General features: G+C 57.3%; 22 protein-coding genes. 12 read left to right on the forward strand and 10 right to left on the reverse strand.

The features are described from left to right. Positions 1-19 precede the first annotated feature (19 nt). The gene (locus tag MED193_RS14285) at positions 20-907 is read right to left on the reverse strand and encodes an AEC family transporter (protein WP_009810449.1); all 888 of its coding nucleotides are present in this window, start codon (positions 905-907) and stop codon (positions 20-22) included. An 85-nt stretch (positions 908-992) separates the two neighbouring features. Here MED193_RS14285 and hspQ point away from each other — a divergent pair, with 85 nt between their 5' ends. Beyond that, positions 993-1,319: a heat shock protein HspQ gene (gene hspQ / locus MED193_RS14290; protein WP_009810450.1), complete on the forward strand. Its 327-nt coding sequence runs from the start codon at positions 993-995 to the stop codon at positions 1,317-1,319. A gap of 184 nt (positions 1,320-1,503) precedes the next feature. On the opposite strand, the gene MED193_RS14295 is transcribed toward hspQ, so the two are convergent. From MED193_RS14295 to MED193_RS14305, 3 genes are all read right to left on the reverse strand, one after another. Next, positions 1,504-3,081, reverse strand: coding sequence for a gamma-glutamyltransferase family protein (locus MED193_RS14295; RefSeq protein WP_009810451.1), 1,578 nt, complete (start codon positions 3,079-3,081; stop codon positions 1,504-1,506). 320 nt (positions 3,082-3,401) lie between these two features. Beyond that, entirely contained in the window at positions 3,402-3,842 is a 441-nt protein-coding gene (locus tag MED193_RS14300; RefSeq protein WP_009810452.1) for an ATP-binding protein, read from the reverse strand. A gap of 43 nt (positions 3,843-3,885) precedes the next feature. Next, complete coding sequence (locus MED193_RS14305; RefSeq protein WP_009810453.1) at positions 3,886-4,224, reverse strand: STAS domain-containing protein; 339 nt, start codon at positions 4,222-4,224, stop codon at positions 3,886-3,888. 99 nt (positions 4,225-4,323) lie between these two features. Between MED193_RS14305 and MED193_RS14310 the strand changes: the two genes are divergently transcribed. From MED193_RS14310 to MED193_RS14360, 11 genes are all read left to right on the forward strand, one after another. Continuing rightward, complete coding sequence (locus MED193_RS14310; protein WP_009810454.1) at positions 4,324-5,496, forward strand: acetyl-CoA C-acyltransferase; 1,173 nt, start codon at positions 4,324-4,326, stop codon at positions 5,494-5,496. A 94-nt stretch (positions 5,497-5,590) separates the two neighbouring features. Next, positions 5,591-6,046 (forward strand): GAF domain-containing protein, encoded by a 456-nt coding sequence (locus tag MED193_RS14315; protein ID WP_009810455.1) that lies wholly within the window; start codon positions 5,591-5,593, stop codon positions 6,044-6,046. Positions 6,047-6,262: 216 nt separating this feature from the next. Next, positions 6,263-6,832, forward strand: coding sequence for a helix-turn-helix domain-containing protein (locus MED193_RS14320; RefSeq protein ID WP_039966210.1), 570 nt, complete (start codon positions 6,263-6,265; stop codon positions 6,830-6,832). After that, positions 6,832-7,326, forward strand: a complete 495-nt coding sequence (locus tag MED193_RS14325; protein WP_009810458.1) for a hypothetical protein — start codon at positions 6,832-6,834, stop codon at positions 7,324-7,326. The genes MED193_RS14320 and MED193_RS14325 overlap by 1 nt, the downstream gene beginning before the upstream one ends. After that, positions 7,323-7,952, forward strand: coding sequence for a LysE family translocator (locus MED193_RS14330; protein ID WP_009810459.1), 630 nt, complete (start codon positions 7,323-7,325; stop codon positions 7,950-7,952). The genes MED193_RS14325 and MED193_RS14330 overlap by 4 nt, the downstream gene beginning before the upstream one ends. Further along, positions 7,949-8,332, forward strand: coding sequence for a GFA family protein (locus tag MED193_RS14335; protein ID WP_039966211.1), 384 nt, complete (start codon positions 7,949-7,951; stop codon positions 8,330-8,332). Before MED193_RS14330 ends, MED193_RS14335 begins: the two co-directional genes overlap by 4 nt. Before the next feature lie 15 nt (positions 8,333-8,347). Beyond that, on the forward strand, positions 8,348-10,795 hold the full coding sequence (locus MED193_RS14340; RefSeq protein ID WP_009810461.1) for an FAD-dependent oxidoreductase: 2,448 nt from the start codon (positions 8,348-8,350) through the stop codon (positions 10,793-10,795). Between the two features lie 55 nt (positions 10,796-10,850). Beyond that, positions 10,851-11,900: an alcohol dehydrogenase family protein gene (locus MED193_RS14345; RefSeq protein ID WP_009810462.1), complete on the forward strand. Its 1,050-nt coding sequence runs from the start codon at positions 10,851-10,853 to the stop codon at positions 11,898-11,900. A 13-nt stretch (positions 11,901-11,913) separates the two neighbouring features. Beyond that, on the forward strand, positions 11,914-12,807 hold the full coding sequence (locus MED193_RS14350; RefSeq protein WP_009810463.1) for a homocysteine S-methyltransferase family protein: 894 nt from the start codon (positions 11,914-11,916) through the stop codon (positions 12,805-12,807). Positions 12,808-12,837: 30 nt separating this feature from the next. Then, entirely contained in the window at positions 12,838-13,845 is a 1,008-nt protein-coding gene (locus tag MED193_RS14355; protein ID WP_039966213.1) for a GlxA family transcriptional regulator, read from the forward strand. A gap of 86 nt (positions 13,846-13,931) precedes the next feature. Then, positions 13,932-16,382, forward strand: a complete 2,451-nt coding sequence (locus MED193_RS14360) for an FAD-dependent oxidoreductase (protein WP_009810465.1) — start codon at positions 13,932-13,934, stop codon at positions 16,380-16,382. A gap of 63 nt (positions 16,383-16,445) precedes the next feature. On the opposite strand, the gene MED193_RS14365 is transcribed toward MED193_RS14360, so the two are convergent. The 6 genes from MED193_RS14365 to nirB all read right to left on the reverse strand — a co-directional run bounded on the left by MED193_RS14365 (position 16,446) and on the right by nirB (position 24,850). After that, complete coding sequence (locus MED193_RS14365; protein WP_009810466.1) at positions 16,446-17,429, reverse strand: hypothetical protein; 984 nt, start codon at positions 17,427-17,429, stop codon at positions 16,446-16,448. A 126-nt stretch (positions 17,430-17,555) separates the two neighbouring features. Further along, complete coding sequence (gene cobA / locus MED193_RS14370) at positions 17,556-18,545, reverse strand: uroporphyrinogen-III C-methyltransferase (protein WP_009810467.1); 990 nt, start codon at positions 18,543-18,545, stop codon at positions 17,556-17,558. Next, positions 18,542-19,507, reverse strand: a complete 966-nt coding sequence (locus MED193_RS14375; RefSeq protein ID WP_009810468.1) for a glycosyl transferase family protein — start codon at positions 19,505-19,507, stop codon at positions 18,542-18,544. The genes cobA and MED193_RS14375 overlap by 4 nt, the downstream gene beginning before the upstream one ends. Further along, the gene (locus tag MED193_RS14380; protein WP_009810469.1) at positions 19,504-22,095 is read right to left on the reverse strand and encodes a molybdopterin-dependent oxidoreductase; all 2,592 of its coding nucleotides are present in this window, start codon (positions 22,093-22,095) and stop codon (positions 19,504-19,506) included. Before MED193_RS14380 ends, MED193_RS14375 begins: the two co-directional genes overlap by 4 nt. Next, on the reverse strand, positions 22,092-22,427 hold the full coding sequence (gene nirD, locus MED193_RS14385) for a nitrite reductase small subunit NirD (RefSeq protein ID WP_009810470.1): 336 nt from the start codon (positions 22,425-22,427) through the stop codon (positions 22,092-22,094). The genes MED193_RS14380 and nirD overlap by 4 nt, the downstream gene beginning before the upstream one ends. Then, positions 22,424-24,850, reverse strand: coding sequence for a nitrite reductase large subunit NirB (gene nirB, locus MED193_RS14390; protein WP_009810471.1), 2,427 nt, complete (start codon positions 24,848-24,850; stop codon positions 22,424-22,426). The genes nirD and nirB overlap by 4 nt, the downstream gene beginning before the upstream one ends. Positions 24,851-24,853: the final 3 nt, after the last annotated feature.

The raw sequence follows: 24,853 nt of genomic DNA on the forward strand, positions 1-24,853 counted from the left end.
ATTTTGGCAAAAGAGAAAATCACAAATCAATCAAAAGCGACAGCACCAGCGGTAGGGCAACGATGGCCATCAAGGTGGATACCACCACAAGACCCGTGACGGCCTCTGCATCGGCGTTAAATTTTTCAGCCAGCAGATAAGAGGTGACAGCAACCGGGGTGGCCAGCTGCAGAACCAACACACCAAAGGCGATCTCATCCAGGCCAAAGGCCAGCCCCAAGGCCCAGCCAATGACCACGCTGGCGCAGAGCTTGGCCAGGGAGAGCAAAATCGCCAGACCGGATTTCCCCGGAGTGAGCCGGGCGATGGCGACGCCGAGGGTGATCAGCATCATTGGAATGGCCATCTGGCCCATGAGCTCCAGCGCATTGGTCAGAAATTTGGGTGTCTGCCAATCCTGCCAGAGGAACAGCGCGCCCAGCAAGGTAGCCCAGACCATCGGTTCCCGCAGGGCCTTGGCGCCGCCGCCTTTGCCTGCCACCAAAGACAGGCCCAGGGTGAAGGACAGTATGGCCGAGACCGCCAGCATCACCACCGCATAGCCCAGTCCCGCCTCGCCAAAAGCAAAGAGCGCCAGAGGGATGCCGAGGTTGCCGGTATTGCCAAAAATGAAAGGCGCCAGATAGGTTTGCCGGTTCAGGCGCCCGGTCTTGATCAGCAGGGCTCCCACCAGTGCAAGCAGCAAATGCCCCAGAATGGCCGCGACGACAAAGGTCCCGAGGGCGGATTTATCCAGCTCGGTTTTCATCAAAGCGGTGAAGATCAGGGCCGGGACAGCCAGGGTCATCGCCAGGCGGGTGACAAACTGGATGCGGTACTCAAACCCCAGTTTGACCCAGGCAAAACCGACCCCTGCAAGCAGAAAAACCGGGGCAGTAATTTCAAGCACTGTTAAGGCCAGGTTCACAGACTGTTTCCTCGAAAATTTGCGTCAACAGTTGGACATCTGCCAGCGATTTGCGTTAGTAACAAGTCACGGAGACAGTCTGCCAATGCTAAGAACACGCGCCAAATATAATCTGGGACAGGTTGTCCGGCACCGGAAACACCCGTTTCGCGGCGTGGTTTTTGATGTCGATCCAGAGTTTGAAAACACGGAAGAGTGGTATGAGTCCATTCCAGAGGAAAGCCGCCCGGTGAAGAACCAGCCGTTCTATCATCTGCTGGCGGAGAATGATCAGACCTACTACGTGGCTTATGTTTCAGAGCAGAATCTGGTTGCGGATTATTCCGGTGAACCGATTAGTCATCCAGATTTGCCAGAGATGTTTGATCAGTTCGATGGCGCCGCCTATGCGTTGCAATATCAGCTGAACTGACCCTTTCCGACGCCTGACGGGTCCCATTGCAATCATCGAACCTTTAGCTTGACCCGTGAGGGTAGGGCTCCCGCGCGCTGCTTCAGAACTGGCGGAGCCAGCCTGACAGCCCTTGGGCCCGGCACCGGACCTTTGGTCCGGTGCGGTCGCGCTCTTTGTCAATCTAGGTTAGGTCGCCAAGGGCTTAATAGCCGATAGCACAGCCATCTTTGCGGGGATCGCTAGCGCCCTCAAGTACCCCGTCAGAGTGGATCTTGATTGCTTGGGCGCCGCCAATTGCCGTGACGGGGATTTCGACATTGTGGCCGAGATCGCTTAACTCTTGACGCACCTGGTCACTGTACCCTCGTTCAACATTGAGCGTGCCCCCATCCGAAAAACAGCGGGGGCTATCAATTGCGGCCTGTGGTTCCATGCCAAAGTCCTGCAGGTTCGAGACAAAGCGTGCGTGGCCATTGGGTTGATAGGCGCCGCCCATGACGCCAAAGGGCATCAAGACGCGTCCCTGATGGCGCAACATGCCAGGAATGATGGTATGCATCGGGCGCTTACCACCTGCCAGTTCATTTGGATGGCCCTGTTGTAGGGTAAAGCCTGCGCCCCGGTTTTGCAGCAGGATGCCGAACTTTTCAGAGGCAAGGCCAGATCCAAACCCATGAAAGATCGAATAGATCAGCGAGACCGCCATCTGATCCTTGTCCACAACTGTAATATAAATCGTATCTTTGTGGATGGCTTCGGTGAGCGGGGCGGGGGCTGCCATCGCGCGCTTGGGGTCAATCAGCGCAGCGAGGCGGCTGGCGGTCTCTGGCGCGAGCATATGGTCAAGGCGCTGCATATGAGCGGGATCAGCCAGGAAACGGTTGCGTGCGTCATAAGCCAGTTTGGCGGCCTCGGCTTCGATGTGAGCACGCTGCGCCCCAAGAGGATCCATTGCCGCGATGTCAAAATGGGAGAGTATATTGAGCATAAGCAGCGCAGTTGCGCCCTGCCCATTGGGCGGATGCTCAACGAGATCGACTCCGTTGTAAGGGGCTGAGACAGGCGTGGTCTGGTCGCAAGCGGCGGCTGAGAAATCTTCGATCTGGTGGGTGCCACCAGCTGCCTGTAGAGTCGCGACCATGTCTTCGGCGATCTCTCCGGTGTAAAAGGCGTCGCGGCCATGGCGCGCGATGCGGCGCAAGACTTCGGCCTGACCAGGAGCGCGAAAGACTTGACCAACTGAAGGGGGCTTGCCTGCAAACAGGTAGGCGTCTCGAGCCGACCCCTGAAGCGTATCGGCGTCTTTTCCCCAATCAAACGCCACACGCGGAGCGACTGGTACACCGGTTTCGGCATAGTGAATGGCAGGAGCAAGCAGGGCATCTAGGCCAATCTTCCCTTCCTTTTCAGCCAGGTGACAGAAGGTTTCGATTGCGGTGGGAATGGTGACCGCATCCGCGCTGCCCAGGGGGATGCTGTTAAGGCCCTGATCCCGCAACGCCTGGGCCGAGGCGCCAGTTGGTGCCCGACCCGAACCATTTATCGCCTGGATCTCGTCACTGCCGCCACGCGAAAATAGAACAAAGCAATCGCCGCCAATTCCGGTCATTTGTGGTTCGCAAATGCCTAAGAGCACAGCCCCAGCAATGGCGGCATCCATGGCATTCCCACCACGCTTTAGCACATCAATGGCTACGCCAGCCGCCAGAGGGTGCGAGGTTGCACAGAGGCCATTTTGGGCAAAGACGGCAGACCTGCCTGGGGTTTGAAAATCGCGCATCTACCTCTCCTGCTTTGGTTATCCGGCAAAGTAGAGAGCTTGGAAGAAATGACAATTAAATTTTCTGAAAGCGCTTTGCGACCTCTGGTCAACACATCTATCTCGCAGATAGCGGCCCTAGGGTCAGAAACCTCAGAGGGGGATGTCCCTGGCGTCGCACGATCGGTGGGGGCTTGGATGTCCGACGCCAGGAGAAGCTGTGTTAGCTACATGTTAAAGTATAGGTGGGTCTTGCGGTGAAACTGCGCCGCAAATGCGGCGCTTTTGCGGCACCAGTGCCATTGGCCTCCAACTGATCTGGGCAAAAACCCTTGCTTGAGCTAACTGACAGGTTTGGAAGGCATCTCAAAGAACAGTGACAGCAGATTGCTTCCGGCCTGTCTTTCGTAGTGCAGTTTGCACGTGAGTTGTCGAATCAGATACCAGCCAAAGCCACCTTCTGGGAGGGTCTCAAGGGGCCCGCTAATGTCAGCAGGCTGCCCAGCTGGAAGTTCCCCTTTTGGCAGAGGAGGCCCGGTATCGATGATTCTAATCTTCAGCAGATCTGATGACAGATCGCATTGGATACGGATCTCGCCGTTCGAAGTATCTGCATAGGCATGTTCAACCACATTGTTCACCGCTTCGGTCAGGGCGATTTGCACATCTCCGGCCCGGTCTGCAGGCAGATCAATATCCCTCAACCCTTCCATAACCGCCAAGATACAGGATCTGGCGCTTTGTTCGGTTGCTTCAAACGAACATGCAAAAGTCTCAGCCATTCATTTCTCACTTCCCGCCCTTGTGCGGTACGTTTGACAAAACTCAGGTCTCGTTTGCGCTAACGGCATCATTCAGGGAGGCATAGAGGGTGAAAATTGTATCCATGCGCGTCAGGCGAAATACTTTTTCAACCATTGGCGTCGGGCCAGCCAGATCTAGGCGGCGATCCCGTCCCAATTGCTTCATCGCTGCAACGATTGCGCCAAGTCCGCTGGAATCGATGAATTGCACCAGAGACAGATCCAAGATCACACGATCAGGCCCGCTCTCGGTTTCAGTCCGCATGTCCTCTTTGAATTGAATTGCCATGGCTGCATCGATGCGATCCGCATTTACAGTTACGATCTGCGCACCATCGGCTTGTGTACTTGTCAGGCTCATAATGACCCTCCGGGAAGTTGTCTCAACGTATTTATACCAGTCTAGACCTCATTCCTTAGCATTCGGTATGTTTATTGACGACGATTGGAGGAGGATCTGATGAAAAATGTTGTGATTGCAGGCGCAGCGCGGACCCCTATGGGGGGATTCCAAGGTGTTTATCAAACCCTGGCGGCTAGTGAACTGGGTGGTGTTGCCATCAAGGCTGCGCTAGATGGCGCAGGTGCAAAAACGGTCGATGAGGTGTTGATGGGCTGCGTTTTGCCAGCAGGGCAGGGTCAGGCCCCGGCACGGCAGGCAGGCTTTGCGGCGGGCCTGGGGGAAGAGGTTCCCGCAACAACACTCAACAAGATGTGTGGTTCTGGCATGAAGGCCGCCATGATTGCCTATGACCAAATTGCCCTGGGGCAAGCTGACACGGTTGTCGCCGGCGGTATGGAGAGCATGACAAATGCCCCTTACCTGCTGCCAAACCAGCGCGGCGGCGCTCGGATTGGCCATGGTAAGGTCATTGACCATATGTTTCTGGATGGCCTAGAGGATGCCTACGATAAAGGCCGTTTGATGGGGACATTCGCAGAGGATTGCGCCGAGCACTACCAGTTCACCCGCGAAGCACAGGATGAATATGCGCTGAAATCCCTGTCTAACGCTTTGACAGCGCAGGAAAACGACGCCTTTGATGGTGAAATCGCTGCGGTTTCGATCAAGACGCGCAAAGGTGAAACCATCAGCGCAGCGGACGAGCAGCCTGGCAATGCGCGCCCGGAAAAGATCCCAACCCTGAAACCTGCTTTCCGCAAGGATGGTACTGTGACTGCGGCCAATGCATCGTCAATTTCGGATGGTGCCGCTGCTTTGGTATTGGCCTCAGAGGAGGCTGCAGCCGCCCGGGGGTTGACCTCGCGCGCCCGTATTCTGGGTCATGCCAGTCACGCCCAGGCACCCGCTTGGTTTACCACTGCCCCAGTCCCTGCCGCCAAGAAATTGCTCGATCAAGTCGGCTGGAAGGTCGAGGATGTGGATCTCTGGGAGGTGAATGAAGCCTTTGCCGTCGTACCTATGGCATTCATGCATGAAATGGGCATCAGTCGCGACAGGGTTAATGTCAACGGTGGTGCATGTGCTTTGGGCCATCCTATTGGCGCCTCTGGAGCCAGGATCATAGTGACGCTCCTCAATGCTTTGGAAAAGCGGGGGTTGAAGCGCGGGGTGGCGGCAATCTGTATTGGTGGTGGCGAAGGGACAGCCATTGCCATCGAGCTGGTATGATTTTCATTTGGCCAAAAATATCCTCAGGGGTGAATTGACCCGGAGGGGCAAGAGGGGGCAGAAAGCCCCCTCTTTTGTTTTAAAGGATAATGACATGGCTGCGGACTACAAAACCCTCGCTAAAACAATCGCTGCCCTTACCGAGGGCGAGGATGATGCCGTGGCACTTATGGCCACGCTGGCCTGCGAGCTGCATCACAGCGATGACCGCTTTGATTGGACCGGGTTCTACCGTGTTGTGGCGCCCGAGCTCCTGAAGATCGGCCCCTATCAGGGGGGGCATGGTTGCCTGCAGATACCTTTTTCACGTGGGGTTTGTGGCGCGGCAGCGCGCAGCGGGGAGGCGCAGTTGGTTGCGGATGTCGACTCCTTCCCAGGACATATTGCCTGTGCTTCTTCCACCCGTTCTGAATTGGTTTTGCCGGTTTGGAATTCCGCAGGGCAATTGATTGCGGTGTTGGATATCGATAGCGATCTGCCAAATGCCTTTACAGAGGAAGATCAGGAACAACTCTCTGCGATTTTGCAGCAGGTGTTTGGAAGACCGTAGTAGCGGCTACATAACAAGGGGCTTTGCCCCTCGGCCTCTGGCCTCACCCCAGAATATTTTTGGAAAGGCGAAAGACAAATTGCTGATTGGGCGATTTGGGTTTCGCCGTTTTGGGTGAAGCTGGGTGTGAAAAAATGATTGAAAATTTCATTCACCTGCCGCATCGTGAAATAAGAGGCAAAAATTTCACCATATTTCTTCCCGGAGATACTCGGCGTGACCAGTCAAGCCCCACAATCCGCTACTTTAGGTGCTGATATTCGTGCCCTGCGCAAGGCGCGTGGACTAACGCTTACGGATATCGCAGGTATGCTGGACAAATCGGTCGGTTGGTTGAGCCAGGTGGAGCGGGATCTTTCCGAGCCTTCGATTTCTGACCTGCGGCAACTGGCGAATTGTCTGGGGGTCCCGATGTCGATGCTCTTTGCCCATTCGGGCGCAGCAGCGGGAGAACACGGCTATGTCGTGCGGGCTGGATCGCGCCGACCCATGGGGTCAGGTGAAGAAGGTTTGATTGAGGAGCTGCTCTCTCCGGATCTTACAGACGATTTTGAGATGGTGCATTCCACGTTTCAGCCCCATTCCAAAATGCAGGAACCTGCGGATCGGGCAACGCAGGAAGTGGGCTATATGATTTCCGGCCGTCTTGATCTTGTGATTGATGGCAAGCTCTTTACCGTGGGGGCCGGAGACAGTTTCCGTATCAAGCACCAGCCCTATCAATGGGCCAACCCCTATGATGAACCCGCCACCGCCGTCTGGGTCATCGCACCGCCGGTGTATTGATGACAAAAGGTTCCGTTATCTCGATCCTGATTGTCGGGTTCCTTGTGTTCTGGACCTTTGGAATGGTTCCCTCATTGGCTTCGAGCGGTTGCATAAACGGGCTGACACAAACGGAAAGAACAGACCGGGCCTGCCGTATTAGCAAATTTGGCATGCTTACGTTTCACAAAATTGGTCAGTCTCACAGGCCGTCTGATTCTATCCTGTACATTGGCTACGCAGTGGCGAGCTTTCGCGCAGGTGAAAAAGAACAGGCAAATGACGAGTTCCAAACCGCCTATGACAGGGGCAGCAGGAGCAGACATTCAATCTCCCTAAAGTCAGGTTTTCCGATCCCAGAAGCGCTTTTCAAAGCGTTCGTTCGGGTTCACCACGACCATGTCCCCTCGGAGGCGCGAGCCCTTTGGTATGAAATTTTGCAACGAGAAGTTCCAGATCTCGTAGAGGCGTTGAGCTCTGAACTGGCGAAGTCCCAATCAGGAGACAAGGAATGAGTTTTGAAGCCTGGACCCTCTTTGCATTCTTCTGGGTGGTTTTTGTCACCACGCCCGGACCCAATGCGGTGAATTGCATCAGCAATGGCATGTCGCTGAGCCTTCCCAAGGCAATGCTCGGCGTGCTGGCAATCCTGACACAGGCAACGCTGTTTTTGCTGCTCTCGGCGCTGGGTGTCACTGCGCTGATTGCCACCTCGCCCACGGGCTTTTTTGTCGCCAAGATCATTGGCGCGGCGTTCTTGATCTTTCTGGGCCTGCGCGGCTGGCGCAATGCCAGCAAACCGGCCCCTTCTGCGGAACGCCCGGCGCGTCATGTCTATCTGCATGCGCTGGCGGTGGCCACGATCAATCCCAAAAGCGTCGCTGGTTATCTTGCGGCCTTTTCGCAATTTGTGCAGCCCGGTGTGCCGATCTGGCAGCAGATGGGGGTGATCATGCCCACAGCCCTGCTGCTCACTGCGCTCAGCTACACGGGGTTCACTCTGCTGGGTGCGCTGATGGGCAAGGCGGCGCTGAAGGCGGTATTCAGCACTTGGATCCGCCGGATCTTGGCTCTGTGTTTCATCATCTATGGGGTGCTTCTGGGGGCCAGCAGCGCGCCGCAAGTGGAGGTCATGCGATGACGACTCATGTCACCAGAGGTTCCTGCCTGTGCGGGGACATCCGTTTTGAGACTGAGGCAGAACCTCAGGGGGCCTCAATGTGTCATTGTGGTCAGTGCCGTAAGCAATCCGGCGGGATCTGGTCCTCTGCCTATGTGAAAGACACGGAGCTGACCATTAGCGGCGCGGTGAGTTGGTTTGAGGCGAGCCTGCAGGCCAAACGCGGCTTTTGTGCGCGCTGCGGGTCTTACCTGTTCTGGAAAGCCCATGATGAAGACACCACAAGTTTTGCCCTCGGCGCGGTGGAAGCGCCTACCGGGTTGAGAATCGAGAAACATATCTTTGTGCGCGACAAAGGCGATTTCTACGAGATCGCCGATGGCGTTTTGCAAAAAGACTAAGGCTAGGGAGCAAACATGTCTGATTTTCCAACCAAGGCCCGTGTGGTCATTATCGGCGGCGGTGTGATTGGCGCCTCTAGCCTCTACCATCTGGCCAAGAAGGGCTGGAGTGATTGTGTGCTTCTGGAGAAGAACGAGCTGACCGCCGGGTCCACCTGGCATGCGGCGGGCAATGTGCCGACCTTTTCCACCTCTTGGTCGATCATGAATATGCAGCGCTATTCGACCGAGCTCTATGCCCGTCTGGGTGAAGAGGTGGATTATCCGATGAATTATCACCAGACCGGGTCGATCCGTCTGGCGCATAGCAAGGAGCGGATGCAGGAGTTTGAACGCGCCTGCTCGATGGGCCGGTACCAGGGTATCGAGATGGAGATCTGGACGCCGGAACAGGCCAAGGCGCATTATCCGTTTCTAGAGACCCATGATCTGGAAGGCGTGCTCTGGGATCCCACGGATGGTGATATCGACCCAGCGCAGGTGACTCAGGCCTTGGCCAAAGGCGCGCGCGATATGGGCCAAAAGATCATTCGTTTCTGTCCTGCGACGGGTGTCACCCAGAACGAAGACAAGACCTGGATCGTCCATACCGACAAAGGCGATATCGTATGTGACTATGTGGTCAATGCCGCCGGTTATTATGCCCAGCGGGTTGGTGAGATGTTCAAGCCCTTTGGCGGTCGTACCGTGCCGATGATGGTGATGTCGCACCAGTATCTGCTGACCGAGCAGATCAGCGAGATCGAAGCCCATGTCAAACAGACGGGTAAGAAACTGCCGCTGATCCGCGATGTGGATGTGTCCTATTATCTGCGCCAGGAAAAGAATGGCTACAACCTTGGCCCCTATGAGCCCAATTGCCGGGGCCACTGGATGTCTGAGGATGACCAGATGCCCGATGATTTCTCTTTCCAGCTTTGGCAGGATGATTTGGACCGTATTGAGGATATCGTCACCGATGCGATGGAGCGGGTGCCGCTGATGGCTTCTTCTGGCGTGTCGAGCGTGATCAACGGCCCGATCCCCTATGCCCCCGATGGCCTGCCATTGCTTGGACCAATGCCGGGTGTCGACAACGCCTTTGAGGCCTGCGTCTTTACCTTTGGTATCGCTCAGGGTGGTGGCGCTGGTAAAGTTCTGGCGGAATGGATTGTGGATGGTCAGACTGAATGGGACATGTGGTCGGTCGATCCGCGCCGCTACACCGACTATACCGATCAGGACTATTGCGACCAGAAGGGTATGGAGGTCTACGGCAACGAATATGCCATGCATTTCCCACATCACGAATGGCCCGCCGCGCGCGACAAGAAGGTCAGTCAGGTGCATGACCAGATCAAGGAGCTGGGCGGTCAGATGGGCGCCTACAACGGTTGGGAGCGCGCCAACTGGTTCGCTAAGGAGGGTGATGACACCTCCGAAGAAGCCACTCATACCTGGGGGCGTTCTGGCCCCTGGCAGATCCGCATCAAGGAAGAATGTGAAGCGGTGCGTGACGGTGTTGGCGTTCTCGACCTGCCGGGCTTCTCGCGCTTCAATCTGGAAGGCGCGGGCGCGGCCGAGTTCCTGCGCGGTCTGGTGACTGGTGCTCTGCCCAAGGTGGGCCGGATGAATCTGGTCTATTTCTCGGACACACGTGGCCGTATCCTGACTGAGATGTCATGTGTGCGCCACGGCGAAGACCATTTCACCATGATCACTGCAGGCTCGGCCCAGTGGCATGACTTTGAAGTGCTGAGAAAGGCACTGCCTGCAGGGCTTTCGCTGACCGACCACACCACAGAATTTGCCACCATGATCGTCACGGGCCCAAAATCGCGGGAGCTGTTTGCCGGGATCTCCGACGCTGATCTGTCCCTTGGTTGGCTCACTCACCAAAGCGCTACAGTGGCCGGTAAACCTGCCTTTCTGGCGCGGGTGTCCTACGCGGGCGAGCTGGGTTGGGAGGTGCATTGCGCCAACGAAGCCCAGCCGGAAATCTATGCAGCATTGATTTCTGGCGGTGCCAAACCCTTTGGCATGTATGCGCTGAACTCCTTGCGGATCGAGAAAGGCTACCGCACCTGGAAAGGGGATCTTTCGACCGATTTCACGATGCTCGAAGGCGGTCTTGGCCGGTTCGTCAAACTCGACAAGCCACAGGATTTCCCCGGCAAGGCAGCAATCCAGAACGAGATGCAGCAGGGGCCCAAAAAGACCTTTGTGACTATGATCGTCGAGGCCGGTGATGCGGATGCGCCTTATATGTCCTGTATTTGGAAAGAGGGCGAGATTGTGGGCGAGACCACCTCTGGTGACTACGGCTACCGGGTTGATGCCTCAATCGCGCTGGGCACCCTGCGCAGTGATCTGGCGGTGCCAGGAACCGAAGTTGAGGTCGAAATCTACGGCGAAAAACTCCGCGCCGTTGTCCAGGAAGACCAACCCCTATGGGATCCAAGCAACATACGCTTGCGCGCCTGAGCGTAAGACGTCCAAGCCTGTAGCGGGCCAATCCCGTGACCTGAGAGGAAAAACCATGACTGATCGCATGCAGGGGGTCTACCTCATGGGCCACGGTGGGCCGGACAGGCTGGAGTTCCGCGAAGATATTCCTGTTCCGGTGCCTGGGCCGGGGCAGGTGCTGATCCGGGTCACGGCGGCCGGGGTCAACAATACCGATATCAACACCCGCATTGGTTGGTACTCCCCTGAGGTCACTGGCGCTACCGATGAGGTTACGCAGCAGGTCGAGGCTGGCGGCCATGCCGGTGCGCTGGGCTTTCCGCGCATTCAGGGGGGGGATCTATGCGGTGTTGTGCGGGCCTTAGGGGAAGGCGTCAGCCAGTTTGAAATCGGCAGCCGTGTCACATGTCCGGTAAACCTGCCCCGTGCCCGCCCTGGTGCTCCCATGGGCTATATCGCTATTGGGTCTGAGATCGACGGGGCCTTTGCGCAGTTCTGCCTGATGGATGTGGACGATCTTTATGATGTCAGCGCGTCACCACTGAGCGATGTAGAGATTGCGGCCATTCCCTGTGCCTTTGGCACCGCCGAAGGCCTGTTAGCGCGCGCGGGCGTCACGGCTGGTCAAGAGGTGTTGATCACTGGCGCTTCTGGCGGCGTTGGCCTGGCGGCGGTGCAACTGGCCAGTCTGCGTGGTGCCACCGTCACAGCGTTGACAAGCGCGACTAAGGCTGCGGCAGTTCGAAGCCAGGGAGCCGTCGTTACATTGGAGCGGGATGCAGCGCTCCCCAGGGATCACTTTGATGTGGTGATTGACATCGTTGGAGGCTCTGGTTGGGGTGACCTCATTCTGGCGCTGAGGCCTGGCGGACACTACGCAGTCGCGGGTGCAATTGCGGGGCCTATGGTGGCAGCGGATCTGCGTGACATCTACCTGCGAGATATAACGATTCATGGCTGTACCTATCAATCACCAGAGAATTTTGGCCGCCTCGTTGCTTTGATCAATGCCGGGAGGATCAAACCCTTGGTGTCCAAAACCTACCCCCTCCACGACATTGCCATAGCCCAGGAGGCGTTTCAGTCAAAAGCGCTGCCGGGCAAGCTGGTTTTGATCCCATAATGAGAAGAAGCGCATGCAGATAACCCTGTTGGATGGCTCGATTGGCCAGGAAATTGTCAAACGATCAGGTGATCGGCCGACGCCTTTGTGGTCGACCTCGGTGATGATAGAGCAACCCGAATTGGTCGGAGCGGTGCACGGTGACTATTTTACTGTTGGGGCCACCGTTGCCACGACCAATACCTATGCGGTGCATCGTGACCGTTTGGTGCGGGCTGGGATGGAAGACCGCTTTGAAGAATTGCTTGAAGTCGCCATGAGGCAGGCCGAAATGGCTCGCGATGCCCATGGATCGGGCCGCATCGCCGCAGCGCTGGGACCCATCGGTGCCAGCTACCGTCCGGATCTTGATATACCGCTGGAAAAGGCAAAAACGCTATTCTCGGAACTGGTCCGTCTGATGGAGCCCAAGGCCGATCTTTTTTTGCTTGAAACAGTTTCTTCCGTTGATCACGCCCGCGGCGCTTTGATGGGCTGTGCGGAGACCGAAAAACCTGTCTGGTTGGCGGTCTCTGTGAACGATGACGACGGCAGGCTGTTGCGTTCTGGTGAACCCGTGCAGGATCTGGCGCCAGTGATCGAAGAGTTCCAGCCCGCTGCTGTGTTGATCAACTGTTCCCGCCCAGAGGCGATTGCTGCCGGGTTGCAGATCATCAAGGGCTTTGGCCGCCGGTTTGGCGCCTACGCTAATGGGTTTACCGGTATTACCGAGGGCTTTCTGGATGAGGCACCAACCGTAGAGGCCCTGGAGCAGCGGCGCGACTTGGGACCGGTAGAATATGCTGCGTTTGTTATGGGGTGGGTTGCAGGAGGGGCCTCCATTGTAGGCGGCTGTTGCGAAGTAGGCCCTGCGCATATCGCTGAGGTGGCGCGCCAACTGCGCGAGGCGGGGCACGAAATCATCTGACCAGTGATCTGGCATAAGGGGTGGCGTTACATGGCGAAGAAAACTACGACAAGCCTCTTGGCTTCACCGTCCCCCAGTTGGACGGTGGATATTCTGGTGTGCGAAGGTTTTGTGCTGACGGAAATGTCCGCTGTTGTGGATACCCTGCGCATTGCCAACCGGGTGCTCGCCCAACCGCCGTTTCGAATATACTTCCGCTCGGCACAGGGAGGGCAGCTGTCCTGTCGGGCGGGGCTCCTGGTGGAAACCACGCCCTATGTGGATCGTCCAGATGCGGATTTTGCCTTCGTACTGGGCAATACAGATCCAGATCATCCGGGCCTCTCGCTGGGGCGGGTGATTAAAAGCTACACCAACCGGGGAGCGCGGGTCTACCTGCTGGCGGAGGCGGCGGCACGTTATCTGAAGGACCAGGGGCGAGCCGGGGCAACGCATTGGGAAAACGCGGCTCTGCTGCGGGAACGCCAAGGGTTGTTTGAGGCCAGCCATGCTTTGGCAAGTGAAGATGGTCCGGTCATTACCTGTGCCGGAATGGGGGCGACCACTGACATTGTGCTGGCACTGATTGGGCGGCTCACCTCGGCGGCGGCGCAGTTAAGTGTGGCCAATATCATGCTGCATGAACAGGTGCGCGACTATTCCTCACTACAACCCTTTGCCGGTGCCAAACCCACGATCACCGGCGATCGGGATCTGGATCAAGCGATCCGCCTGATGCAGGCCAATATCGAAGAGCCAATGCCTATTGGCGAGATCGTGGCCGAGCTCGGTATTTCGACCCGCTCGTTGGAGCGTAAGTTCAAGACCTATCTTGCCACCACCCCCAATGGTTTTTACCGAGAGATGCGGCTTAACAAGGCGAATAATCTGTTGTTGAACACCACTATGAGCGTGCGTGAAATTGGCCTCGCTTGTGGATTTCAGAACGGGTTCTCCACGCTTTACAAATCTATCTTTGGAATCACGCCTTTTGCTCTGCGCAAACGTCGTCGCCTGGGCGGAGACCCGTCGATTGATTTCTTGAACGCCGGAGAATAGCCGGCGATATTTGACGTTTTTGGCACCTTTTTTGACGCCTGATCATGATAAATGGAGGGGAATTCAAGTTCTTTCGGAGTGCTGACATGAGCGAACTTCCTTCCCAGGCCCGTGTGGTCATTATCGGCGGCGGCGTTATTGGCTGCTCGGTTGCTTACCATCTGACCAAGCTGGGCTGGAAGGATGTGGTGCTCTTGGAGCGCAAGCAGCTCACCTCGGGCACCACCTGGCATGCCGCCGGGCTGATCGCCCAGTTGCGCGCCACCGCCAATATGACGAAATTGGCAAAATACTCCCAAGAGCTCTATGGCGCGCTGGAAGCGGAAACCGGTGTGGCGACAGGGTTCAAGCGCTGCGGTTCAATCACCGTGGCCCTAACCGAAGAGCGCCGCGAAGAGATCTTCCGTCAGGCCGGTATGGCGCGGGCCTTTGGTGTCGAAGTGGAAGAGATCTCCCCGCAAGAGGTGAAGGCAAAATACGAACACCTGAACATTGGCGATGTGAAGGCCGGGGTCTGGCTGCCCAAGGATGGTCAGGGGGATCCTGCCAATATCGCCTTGGCCCTGGCCAAGGGCGCGCGTCAGCGTGGGGCGCTGGTCAAGGAACGGATCAAGGTCACAGGCCTGTCCAAGGACGGTCGCCGGGTGACGGGAGTTGATTGGGTCAGTGACGATGGTGCGGCTCAGGGCCATATGGCGGCTGACATGGTGGTGAACTGCGCCGGCATGTGGGGTCACGAAGTTGGCCGCATGGCGGGGGTCAACGTGCCGCTGCATGCCTGTGAGCATTTCTATATCGTGACTGAGGCCATTAAGGGTCTGACCCAAATGCCCGTGTTGCGGGTGCCCGATGAATGCGCCTATTACAAGGAAGACGCGGGAAAGATGTTGTTGGGGGCCTTTGAACCCAATGCCAAACCCTGGGCGATGAAGGGCATTCCTGACAGCTTTGAATTCGATCAGCTGCCGGAAGATTTTGACCACTTTGAGCCCATTCTGGAAAACGCCTGCAACCGGATGCCAATGCTGGCCGAGGCGGGGATCCACACCTTCTTTAACGGGCCCGAGAGCTTTACCCCCGATGATGCCTATCATCTGGGTCTGGCGCCCGAGATGGATAATTTCTGGGTGGCCGCCGGGTTCAACTCAATCGGTATCCAATCCGCAGGTGGTGCGGGCATGGCGCTGGCGCAGTGGATGGACGAGGGGCAGAAACCCTTTGATCTCGGCGATGTGGACATTTCCCGTATGCAGCCGTTCCAAGGCAACAAACACTACCTGTTTGAGCGGTCCAAAGAGACGCTGGGGCTGCTTTATGCTGACCATTTCCCCTATCGCCAAAAGGCCACCGCGCGCGGTGTGCGGCGTACACCTTTCCACCATCACCTGCTGGAGCAGGGCGCGGTCATGGGCGAGCTGGGCGGCTGGGAACGCGCCAACTGGTTTGCCAATGAAGGCCAAGAGCGCGAATACAAATACAGCTGGAAACGCCAGAACTGGTTTGAAAACTCGGCCGCCGAGCACCGTGCTGTGCGCGAAAATGTCGGCATGTATGATATGTCGTCCTTCGGTAAGCTGCGGGTGGAAGGGCCAGATGCCGAGGCTTTCCTAAACTATATCTGCGGTGCCAACCTCTCTGTGCCGGTGGGCAAGATCGTCTATACCCAGTTCCTGAACCCGCGCGGTGGCATCGAAGCGGATGTCACCGTCACCCGGATGAGCGAGACCGCCTATCTGGTGGTGACCCCGGCGATCACTCGTCTGGCGGACCAGACCTGGATGATGCGCCATGTGGGTGATTTCCGCGTGGTGATCACCGATGTGACCGCTGGCGAGGGTGTTCTGGCAGTGATGGGTCCCAATGCGCGCAAACTGCTGGAAAAGGTCTCGCCCAATGACTTTTCCAATGATGTGAACCCCTTTGGCACCGCCCAGGAGATTGAGCTGGGCATGGGGCTGGCGCGGGTGCACCGGGTGACCTACGTGGGAGAACTCGGCTGGGAGATCTATATGAGCTCGGACATGGCGGGGCATGCCTTTGAGACCCTGCATGAGGCGGGGCAGGACATGGGGCTAAAGCTCTGCGGCATGCATATGATGGACAGCTGCCGGATCGAGAAAGGTTTCCGCCACTTTGGTCATGACATCACCTGCGAGGACCATGTGATCGACGCAGGTCTTGGCTTTGCAGTCAAAACCGATAAGCCGGACTTTATCGGTCGCGATGCTGTACTGGCGCGCAAGGAAAGCGGGCCGAAAATGCGGATGATGCAGTTCAAACTCACCGATCCCGAGCCGTTGCTCTATCACAACGAGCCGCTGATCCGTGATGGCGAGATTGTTGGCTATATCAGCTCAGGCAACTATGGGCACACATTGGGGGCGGCCATTGGCATGGGCTATGTGCCTTGCGAGGGCGAAAAGGCCACGGATGTGTTGGGCTCATCCTATGAAATTGAGGTGATGGGCGCACGGGTGCAGGCCGAGGCCTCATTGAAGCCGATGTACGATCCGAAATCCGAACGGGTGAAAGCCTAAGAAGATCTTTGGTGGAGACCGTGGCCATGTAAAGACCTGCGTTCTCCACCGGCGATCCCAGGGTTATTTGATCCATTCGGCAATCCGCATGCCAACATAGGTATGGGCCAAATAGCCATAGGACTTATGAGGGTTCGACTTCCCCTTATAGGCAAAGCAGTTGTAGATCTTTTTGTCAGTGATTGAGTCAATATACCCGTTTGTAAGCATGCCCCGGTAGTCATCTTTCATCGAGCTGTCATGGGCAACAAAATCGTCTTTGGCTGCAACATTGACCCAATCTTTGATGATTTTGCGCGGGTGTTTGTCTGATTTCCTTTCGTCGCCATCGTAGAGGTTGCGTTTGACACCGGCTTCGCCCAGGGGGCATCCAAGGGTCATCCAAAGATTGACCTTGTTTCCAGAGGCTTGAACATCTGAATACTCGCTCATTTGCGAGAATTTCCACATAACATCGTAGGCAACCATGCAACCCATACTGTGGGAGATAAGACATATGTCATCCCCGCGCAGGATCGCAGCCTTAAGTGGCTCTTGCAGGCGTTGGCGAACTTTGGACCCGACCTTCCGTGTGAGCAAGTATGCGCCCATGTCTTCGGTGGCCTTAGCGATGACTTTCATGTTGAGTCGCGACGCGCTGGCAATGGCTGTCAGGGTGCTAAAGGCCCTGGCGGCGTCATCAAGCCAGCGAAAATCTTTGTTTTCTTTTAGGGTCTTGTGATAGGCCGACTTGCTGAATTTTGAAAATTCTCCAAGCCTATCAATGGATTCTTGGTACCCTTCATGTGGCAGACATGGTGCATTTGCACAGTCAGGATCTTTGGCGCTGAGAGTTTTACGGATCTTTAGTTTGGTTGAAAGCAATTCGTTGTTCACATCGCCATAGTACACAAATTCAACGGGAATTTTTCCCGACTGAACCTTTTTTGCTTTGGCCTTATCAACCCGCGACAGGCCTGAAATCAAAGACTTTTTAAGTAGTTCTGCATGTGGAGCTTTTGCCGGTTTGGTGTGCCGTCCATGAATGACAATAATGCGCTGTGCCATAGAAAATCCCTCCCAGAAAAGACTCAATTTAAGCGCGAATTTCTCCAAGGGCGCAAGCTTTTTCCGGCGCGTTGATTTTGGGGAATTCAATTGCGACCGATGATTGGCGGACCCAATTTTGCCAAATCAGCCTTGCGACGCGGGTAGGTCTTCATGAGAGCGGGTCAAGAACATGATCGCGGGATTGGAGATTTTGGCAGAGGCAATCGTGTCAACCAAGGAGCTGGCACAGCACCGGGCAATGACCTCATCGCGTTGCTGGGCGCGTGACACGATATCAATGGACACTTCTTTCCCCAACCCTGCCTCAATCAGAGCGCGGGCGGTGTTGGTGGCAGCCCCAACCCCCATGTAAATCGCCATCCGGGTGCCAGGCTGCAACTGGGTGATCCACCGGGCGTTGCCAGCGTCTCTTTCGGTCTGTCCCGTTGCCAGAACCAGGGTGTCGCAGATTCCACGCTCGGTGAGGAACCCGCCAAGGGAGGCAGAGGCCGCACTTGCTGCTGTCACTCCTGGAATGATCTCGCAGGGGATCTGCGCTTCCTTCAGGGCATCGAGTTCCTCTGCCCCCCGTGCAAAAACGCCGGGATCACCGCATTTCAGCCGCACCACTCGCTGTCCTTGACCGGCAACCGCCACCAGTGCTTGCGAGATCTTTTCCTGCGGCCAGTGGTGACACCCAGGGGCTTTGCCCACGTAGATCCGTTTCGCATCTTTTGGTGCGAGATCAAGGATCTCAGGATCAACCAAACGGTCATAAAAGACCACATCCGCCTCTTGCAGGCGCCGCGCGCCGCGCAGTGTAATCAGATCCTTGGCCCCCGGACCTGCCCCGACCAGAGCAACGGCCCCCATCGATTGCGGGCCAGGTCTGGCCCGGCCAATAGCCCCTTGCAGCAGCCTGGCTTTGGGCCCGCTTCCACCTAGGGTCGCCGTGCGGCGTGCCAGTCGCCAGGCGACCAAGGATCCTGGAAAAAGGGCGTCCAACTGCAGCCCCAAGCCTCCCAAACGGATGATCGCCCGGCGGGTTAGCCGCAAGAGCGTTGAAGGTCCAAAGGTATTTGCCGGAGATTGAGTGCGGTTTGCCAGGGGCAAAGATAGGGAAAAGGTTTTCATAGGGCTCTCCGTTGTTGGCTATGGCGCGTTTCCCAGAGATCCGTCGCCAGGGCTGTTGCCTGCTCTACCGTGCTTTCTGCGCCCACCGTCCAAAGCGCCAGAGCTGCGGTTCCGACCACTGTCGCACTGGCAAAACTGTCTTTCTGTGTGCCGCGCCACAGAGCGCCTATTTCTATTGGCTGGTCTGGGTCATGTAGGCGGCGTGTATCTGTCAGCAGTGCTGGGGTGTGGCAGTTGATCTCAAGGCCAGATTGCAGGCCAAATATCGCAGTGTCTTTGGCTGGGTTGCGCTCAAACTCGCCGCCGCCGCCTTTGATGACGGTTAGGTTTTGATCCCCCAACAACGCTGCGGCGCGTGACTGCAACCCTCTGTAGGAGGGATGAAATACCCCCTGCACCGAGGCCTCTGCCGCATAGGGGTTCCACATGCGCAGCACCGTATTTATGCAGCTGCGCAACCCAAAGGTGGCACGTAGATTGAGCAGTTCAAATGCTGCTGGGTTCAGCTCCTCCAGAGGACTGTAGGACAGGCCTTGGCCAAGTATGCCTGTTGCGGTTAAGGCATAGCGCAGATCAGCTGCGTTACTTTGGTGTGAATTCCAGCCATGCAGAGCGACTCTGTAGCCGGCCTGGGCCACTAGTTTGGCAGCCAGCGCAAACAGTGGTGAACCGCGGCTGCGCCCAGCGGCATAGCAAGGCCAATCTAGATCAATCCTGTCCGCAGATCTCGCTTGAAGGCCCAGTGTGCCCTGCCTGGATTGGCGCAATGCCGTGGTGAAACCGGCGATCTCTGCATCGGTTTCCCCCCGCATCCGCAGCACCATCAACAGGGCCCCGACAGCTTCTGAAGCGGCCTTTCCTGACAGGATCAGGGTCATGGCGTCACAGGCTTCGCTTTGGGTCAGCGGCCGGGCACGCCCCTTCCCCTGGGCAACAATACGGACAAAGGGGGCTAGGGTCATTCTGCGGCCAAGGGCATGGAGTGCTGGGCAATCAGAGTGGAAAGCTCGGGCTTGCAGGAGCCACAACTTGTCCCCGCACAGGTGATTTCACCTAGGCTTTCCACCGAAGAGGCTCCTGCGCTGATGGCCGCACGCAGAGTATTCACCCCCACATTGAGGCAGGCACAGACAGTTGGGCCAGGGTCAGGCTGGTCTGCGCCGCTGCGCCCGGCCAGGGCCTGGAGTGGAGACGTGGCTGTGCCAATCAGCGAGACCGTAAAGGCACGGGAAAGCGTGACAGGATCGGGGCCAGCAAAGAATAGCCCAAGCAGAGTGTCGCCTTTGTAGAAGGCCAGACGTGTCAGCCGTTGGGTCTGGTCGGTCAATTCGGTAATTTCACTGTAATCCAGTCTCAACAGATCAGCCGCAAACTCCTGCCAGTTTTCAGGTGTTTCGGTTCCCGCGAATTCGCCCTGCCAACCGGTCAGAGACCGAGCCACAGCGCTATAGGCCTCTTTGGGACGCATCGGGGCGAGCGAAGCGGCAAAGCCAAACCAGGCGGTGTTAAACTTTGTTGCATTCACTGGCAGCCGTTTTGAGGCGGGTTGGCCAGAAATCGGATCGACCACAGGGGGCGTCAAGGTATTGATGCAGCCGTTTGAGCTTTGCTGTCGGGTCCAGTGCATCGGCGCAAAGAACTGCCCCCGCGCACAGCGATCAGTAATCAGGGCGCGCAAAATTGCGGTGCCCTGTCCGTTGTTCACCGTCACGAGGTCACCAGGAGTCAGATCCAGATTACCTGCGTCCTGTGGGTGGATTTCCACATAGGGCTCCGCCAGATGTGCGCCTAGACGGGGGGCTTTGCCACTGCGCGTCATGGTGTGCCACTGATCGCGATTGCGTCCGGTATTGAGCGTAAACCCGTCGTGTTGGACTGGCGCGGGGGCCATGACCGGCAACATTTTTGCCTTGCCATCAGGGTGGAAAAACCCGCCATCGGCAAAAAACCGTTTGTCATTCTGCGGCCACTGGGTTGGCAGAAGATTGGCGTAGTCTATATCGGCAAATATGCTGAGATCTAGATCGCGGCCAAACCTCCGCGTTGCGCCGGACAGCGCGACATATTCGGCAAAGACCTCTGCCGGAGAGGCAAAGTCAAAGGCCTCTGCCCAGCCCATGCGGGCTGCGAGGTCACAGATGATTTTCCAATCAGGGCGGGCAGTGCCTGGGGCGGGAAGAAAGGCGCGTTGGCGCGATATGCGGCGTTCGGAATTGGTTACTGTGCCGTCCTTTTCGCCCCAGCCTGTTGCGGGCAGCAAAACATCCGCCAGATCGCCGGTATCCGTGCGGGCCATAATGTCAGAGACTGCTACAAAGGGTACATTGGCGATGGCAGCGGCCACGCCATCGGCATTTGGCAGGCTGACGGCCGGATTGGTGGAGATCACCCAAAGCGCCTTGATCTTGCCGTCGGCGCAGGCCTGAAACAGGTCAACCGCCTTGAGGCCTGGTTGGGTGCAGATGGTCGGGCTTTGCCAAAACGCCTGAACGCTGGCGCGGTGATCGGGGTTTTCAATGTCCAGGTGATTGGCCAGCATATTTGCCAAGCCGCCTACCTCACGACCGCCCATTGCATTGGGCTGACCGGTGGCCGAGAAAGGCCCGCAGCCAGGTTTGCCAATGCGACCGGTGGCAAGGTGGCAATTCAGGATCGCATTGACCTTGTCTGTGCCGCATTGTGATTGGTTGACGCCCTGCGAGTAGAGAGTAACCACCTTTTGCGTGCCCGCCCAGAGCCGATAGAATTGCGCCAGTTCTGCCTCTGACAACCCACTTTCCAACGGATCTCCCAGACGCGCCTGAGTGATTGCGGGGCGGCGGCCGGTTACATGGGCCTTGAGAAAGGCACCATCGAGCTGATCGGTATCGGCCAAATATGTCAGTAAACCATTGAACACGGCCGTATCGCCATCAGGGACAATACGCAGGTGGTAATCCGCCAGATCCGTGGTTGCGGTCTTGCGGGGATCAATGTTGACCACCTTCATGCCCGGCTTTGCCTTTTTTGCTGCGGCAATGCGTTGGTGCAGCACCGGGTGACACCAGGCAAGGTTTGACCCAACCAGCACGATCAGATCCGCCTCTTCCAGATCAGCATAGGTTCCAGGCACAGTATCGCTACCAAAGGCGCGTTTGTGCCCCGCCACAGAAGAAGCCATACAGAGCCGCGAATTGGTGTCGATATTGGCTGAACCGATAAAGCCCTTCATCAGCTTGTTTGCGACATAGTAATCTTCGGTCAGCAGCTGCCCAGAGATGTAGAATGCCACGCTATCAGGACCATGGTCGCGGATGGCGGTAGTGAATTTCTTTGCCATTAAATCGAGCGTTTCATCCCAACCTGCCTCACGACCCATGATCTGAGGCGACAACAAACGCCCCTCCAGATCAATGGTTTGTCCCAGCGCTGCGCCTTTGGAGCAAAGTCGCCCAAAATTGGCAGGGTGTTCGGGGTCGCCCTTGATGGTGCCATCTGCGCCAGCCAGCAAGCCGCAACCAACCCCGCAATAGGGGCAGGTGGTGCGTGTCAGAGCGTCATTCTTGCTCATGCGACGGACCGCTGTTGCAGGAAATCAGCGTCCAGCATGATGCGACCTTCGCTGATCTTGGCGGGGTAGGTTGTGACCTGACCCTCATCCGCGCCCTGGGCCTGGCCTGTTTCCAGGGAAATAACCCAGTTGTGCAGCGGGCAGGTCACCGCCTTTCCGTGCACGATCCCATCGGCCAGCGGGCCGTTTTTGTGGGGACAGGCATTATCCAGCGCAAAGACCTCATCCCCTGCGGTACGAAATACTGCAACGCAACCATGCAGGGTTTTTACCAGACGCGCCCCGCGCTGGGGCACGTCATCAAGGGCGGCGATATCGATCCAGTTGCTCATTCGGCGGCCTCCAGGGTGAGAGTGGCAAGAGGCTCATAGGGATCAGGTTTAGCCACATGTTGGGCCCAGGGATCCTTGCGATAGATGGTTTGGGAGAGGTCAAATCGCTCCACCAGCGCGGCGCGGGTGTCCAGATCAGTGATCTGCTCCTGGATCCACTCAAGGCCCACCTTGTCCATCCATTTGTAAATGCGATCCAAGTATTTGGCATTCTCGCGGTAGCTCTGCGTCACGGCCTTGACCACGTCCATGACCTCTTTCTCTGTCGGCACCTGACACAGCAGTGAGGTCTCGCGCACATCCATGCCCGCAGCACCACCGATGCTGATTTGATAGCCACTGTCGACGCAGACAATGCCGATATCCTTGCAGGTGGCCTCGGCGCAGTTGCGTGGGCAACCAGAGACGGCCAGCTTGAGTTTATGCGGTGTCCAAGAGCCCCAAAGCGCCTTTTCCAGTTGGATGCCCAGACCGGTACTGTCCTGGGTTCCAAAGCGACAGTGATCCGTGCCGACGCAGGTTTTCACCGTGCGCAGCCCCTTGGAATAAGCGTGCCCCGAGACCATACCTGCCTTATTCAGGTCATCCCAGATCGCGGGCAGGTCTTCGTTTTTGACCCCCAACAAATCAATGCGCTGACCGCCGGTGACCTTCACCGTGGGCACCGCGAATTTATCCGCCGCATCGGCAATGGCGCGCAGCTCATCCGGGGTGGTGATGCCGCCCCACATGCGGGGCACCACGCTAAAGGTGCCATCTTTCTGGATATTGGCGTGTTTGCGCTCGTTGACAAACCGCGACTGCGGGTCGTCTTCATAGTCCAGCGGCCAATCCGACAGCAGATAGTAGTTCAGCGCCGGGCGACAGACATGGCAGCCACAGGGGGTTTTCCAATCGCAGGCCTGCCAGACGGCAGGGAGGGACTTCAGCTCTTGGCTCTTAATCATGCGACGCACATCTTCGTGGGTCATCTCGGTGCAGCCACAGATGGGCTGGGCCGTTGGCAGGACAAAATCATCCCCCAGCGTGACGGCAAGCACCTGTTCGACCAGTCCTGTGCAGGTCCCACAGGAGGCCGAGGCCTTGGTCTGGCTGCGCAGGGCACCAATGTCGGTGGCCCCAGCGGCAATAGCATCTTCGATTTCACCTTTGCAAATGCCGTTGCAGCCACAGATTTCCGCGTCACGCGGTAAGGCTGCAACGGCTGAGAGCGGGTCCGAGGGGGCACCTCCCTGATAGGCGGGACCAAAGATCACCGTGTCGCGCATCTCCGAGATATCGGTCTTGTCGCGGATCAGGCCAAAGAACCAGTTGCCATCAGCCGTGTCGCCATACATCACCGCGCCGACGATCACGTCGTCTTCGATCACCAAACGACGATAGACGCCACGGGCTGGATCACGAAACACGATGTCTTCGCGGCCCTCACCGCTCGCAAAATCGCCTGCACTGAACAGATCACAGCCAGTGACCTTCAGCTTGGTTGACAGCTCCTTTGGGGTGAAGACTGCCGGTACATCCATCAGCGTATTGGCGAGCACCTTGGCCTGATCATACAGCGGCGCCACCAGCCCAAAAAGCTGCCCGTCGAATTCCACACATTCGCCAACCGCAAAGATATCCGGGTCTGAGGTCTGCAGCTGAGCACCGACCTCGATACCGCGGGCGACCTCTAGCCCGGCGTCGGTGGCCAGGCGGGTTTCGGGGCGAATGCCCACGGCCATGACCACCAGATCGGCCTCCAGCCCTTCGTTGTCTTCCAAGAGCACGCCTTCGACCCTGTCAGTGCCGAGAATGGCGGCGGTGGAGGCGCGGCACTTCACGGTGATGCCGCGCTTTTCCAGATCGCGGCGCAACAGAAAACCAGCGGCCTCATCCAGCTGACGCTCCATCAGGTGGCCCATCAGATGCAGCACGGTTACATCCATGCCGCGTTCTGCCAGGCCGGCAGCTGCTTCCAGCCCCAGTAACCCGCCGCCAATTACCACGGCCTTGCCGCCCGATTTGGAGGCTTCGATCATGGCGTTCGTATCATCCAGATCGCGGTAGGTTATGACGCCGGGCAGATCCTTGCCCTCAACCGGGATGATAAATGGGGCCGAGCCGGTGGCGATCAGCAGCTTGTCGTAGGCCACGGTGCCCTTGGTGCTGGTCACGGTTTTGGCTGCACGGTCGATGGCGGTGACATGGGTGCCAAAATGGCAGGTCACATTGTTGGCCTCGTACCACTCAGCGTCGTGGGTGACGATATCCTCGTAGGTTTTCTCGCCTGATAGTACCGGCGACAGCATGATGCGGTTGTAATTGCCGCGCTCCTCGGCGTTGAACAGGGTGACGTCAAAACCCGCCTCCGCCTCAAAGAGATGTTCGAGTACACGGCCAGATGCCATGCCCGCACCGATAACAACAAGTTTCTGAGTCATGTC

Source organism: Roseobacter sp. MED193 (assembly GCF_000152965.1).
Lineage (GTDB): Bacteria > Pseudomonadota > Alphaproteobacteria > Rhodobacterales > Rhodobacteraceae > Pseudophaeobacter.

Coding starts and splice junctions, on each gene's coding strand:
- MED193_RS14340 (WP_009810461.1), top strand. CDS start 8,348: ATGTCTGATTTTCCAACCAAGGCCCGTGTGGTCATTATCGGCGGCGGT.
- MED193_RS14325 (WP_009810458.1), top strand. CDS start 6,832: ATGACAAAAGGTTCCGTTATCTCGATCCTGATTGTCGGGTTCCTTGTG.
- MED193_RS14335 (WP_039966211.1), top strand. CDS start 7,949: ATGACGACTCATGTCACCAGAGGTTCCTGCCTGTGCGGGGACATCCGT.
- hspQ (WP_009810450.1), top strand. CDS start 993: ATGCTAAGAACACGCGCCAAATATAATCTGGGACAGGTTGTCCGGCAC.
- nirB (WP_009810471.1), bottom strand. CDS start 24,850: ATGACTCAGAAACTTGTTGTTATCGGTGCGGGCATGGCATCTGGCCGT.
- MED193_RS14365 (WP_009810466.1), bottom strand. CDS start 17,429: ATGGCACAGCGCATTATTGTCATTCATGGACGGCACACCAAACCGGCA.
- cobA (WP_009810467.1), bottom strand. CDS start 18,545: ATGAAAACCTTTTCCCTATCTTTGCCCCTGGCAAACCGCACTCAATCT.
- MED193_RS14295 (WP_009810451.1), bottom strand. CDS start 3,081: ATGCGCGATTTTCAAACCCCAGGCAGGTCTGCCGTCTTTGCCCAAAAT.
- MED193_RS14300 (WP_009810452.1), bottom strand. CDS start 3,842: ATGGCTGAGACTTTTGCATGTTCGTTTGAAGCAACCGAACAAAGCGCC.
- MED193_RS14305 (WP_009810453.1), bottom strand. CDS start 4,224: ATGAGCCTGACAAGTACACAAGCCGATGGTGCGCAGATCGTAACTGTA.
- MED193_RS14375 (WP_009810468.1), bottom strand. CDS start 19,507: ATGACCCTAGCCCCCTTTGTCCGTATTGTTGCCCAGGGGAAGGGGCGT.
- nirD (WP_009810470.1), bottom strand. CDS start 22,427: ATGAGCAACTGGATCGATATCGCCGCCCTTGATGACGTGCCCCAGCGC.
- MED193_RS14345 (WP_009810462.1), top strand. CDS start 10,851: ATGACTGATCGCATGCAGGGGGTCTACCTCATGGGCCACGGTGGGCCG.
- MED193_RS14315 (WP_009810455.1), top strand. CDS start 5,591: ATGGCTGCGGACTACAAAACCCTCGCTAAAACAATCGCTGCCCTTACC.
- MED193_RS14350 (WP_009810463.1), top strand. CDS start 11,914: ATGCAGATAACCCTGTTGGATGGCTCGATTGGCCAGGAAATTGTCAAA.
- MED193_RS14380 (WP_009810469.1), bottom strand. CDS start 22,095: ATGAGCAAGAATGACGCTCTGACACGCACCACCTGCCCCTATTGCGGG.
- MED193_RS14330 (WP_009810459.1), top strand. CDS start 7,323: ATGAGTTTTGAAGCCTGGACCCTCTTTGCATTCTTCTGGGTGGTTTTT.
- MED193_RS14360 (WP_009810465.1), top strand. CDS start 13,932: ATGAGCGAACTTCCTTCCCAGGCCCGTGTGGTCATTATCGGCGGCGGC.
- MED193_RS14355 (WP_039966213.1), top strand. CDS start 12,838: ATGGCGAAGAAAACTACGACAAGCCTCTTGGCTTCACCGTCCCCCAGT.
- MED193_RS14310 (WP_009810454.1), top strand. CDS start 4,324: ATGAAAAATGTTGTGATTGCAGGCGCAGCGCGGACCCCTATGGGGGGA.